Source organism: Kitasatospora sp. NPDC001261, assembly GCF_042896795.1.
Taxonomy (GTDB): Bacteria; Actinomycetota; Actinomycetes; order Streptomycetales; family Streptomycetaceae; genus Kitasatospora.
Map to the genome: position 1 here is coordinate 1 of NZ_JBIAXP010000076.1, position 1533 is coordinate 1533.

Annotated in this window: 1 rRNA gene; it reads left to right on the plus strand. The window is 56.5% G+C overall.

From position 1 onward, the window contains the following. Positions 1–1531 (plus strand): 23S ribosomal RNA (locus tag ACFY4B_RS42585); the annotation flags it as partial. Positions 1532–1533 lie beyond the last annotated feature (2 nt).

The following is a 1533-nucleotide window of genomic DNA, read 5'->3' on the forward strand; positions in this document are numbered from 1 at the left end:
GGGACGTGGTGGAGCCGCTGAACCAAGTCTGTAGTAGGTGAGCGATGGGGTGACGCAGGAAGGTAGTCCAGCCCGGGCGGTGGTTGTCCCGGGGTAAGGGTGTAGGCCGAGTGATAGGCAAATCCGTCACTCATTAAGGCTGAGACCTGATGCCGAGCCGATTGTGGTGAAGTGGATGATCCTATGCTGTCGAGAAAAGCCTCTAGCGAGTTTCATGGCGGCCCGTACCCCAAACCGACTCAGGTGGTCAGGTAGAGAATACCGAGGCGTTCGGGTGAACTATGGTTAAGGAACTCGGCAAAATGCCCCCGTAACTTCGGGAGAAGGGGGGCCATTCCTGGTGACGAGTCTTGCACTCCGAGCTGGGGGTGGCCGCAGAGACCAGCGAGAAGCGACTGTTTACTAAAAACACAGGTCCGTGCGAAGCCGTAAGGCGATGTATACGGACTGACGCCTGCCCGGTGCTGGAACGTTAAGGGGACCGGTTAGCTTGGATTCGTCCAGGCGAAGCTGAGAACTTAAGCGCCAGTAAACGGCGGTGGTAACTATAACCATCCTAAGGTAGCGAAATTCCTTGTCGGGTAAGTTCCGACCTGCACGAATGGCGTAACGACTTCTCGACTGTCTCAACCATAGGCCCGGTGAAATTGCATTACGAGTAAAGATGCTCGTTTCGCGCAGCAGGACGGAAAGACCCCGGGACCTTTACTATAGCTTGATATTGGTGTTCGGTTCGGCTTGTGTAGGATAGGTGGGAGACTTTGAAGCAGCAACGCCAGTTGTTGTGGAGTCGTCGTTGAAATACCACTCTGGTCGTGCTGGATGTCTAACCTGGGTCCGTGATCCGGATCAGGGACAGTGTCTGGTGGGTAGTTTAACTGGGGCGGTTGCCTCCTAAAGGGTAACGGAGGCGCCCAAAGGTTCCCTCAGCCTGGTTGGCAATCAGGTGTTGAGTGTAAGTGCACAAGGGAGCTTGACTGTGAGACTGACGGGTCGAGCAGGTACGAAAGTAGGGACTAGTGATCCGGCGGTGGCTTGTGGAAGCGCCGTCGCTCAACGGATAAAAGGTACCCCGGGGATAACAGGCTGATCTTCCCCAAGAGTCCATATCGACGGGATGGTTTGGCACCTCGATGTCGGCTCGTCGCATCCTGGGGCTGGAGTAGGTCCCAAGGGTTGGGCTGTTCGCCCATTAAAGCGGTACGCGAGCTGGGTTTAGAACGTCGTGAGACAGTTCGGTCCCTATCCGCTGTGCGCGTAGGAGTGTTGAGAAGGGCTGTCCCTAGTACGAGAGGACCGGGACGGACGAACCTCTGGTGTGCCAGTTGTCCTGCCAAGGGCATGGCTGGTTGGCTACGTTCGGGAGGGATAACCGCTGAAAGCATCTAAGCGGGAAGCCTGCTTCGAGATGAGCACTCCCACCTCCTTGAGAGGGTAAGGCTCCCAGTAGACGACTGGGTTGATAGGCCGGATATGGAAGCCCTGTGAGGGGTGGAGTTGACCGGTACTAATAGGCCGAGGGCTTGTCCTCAG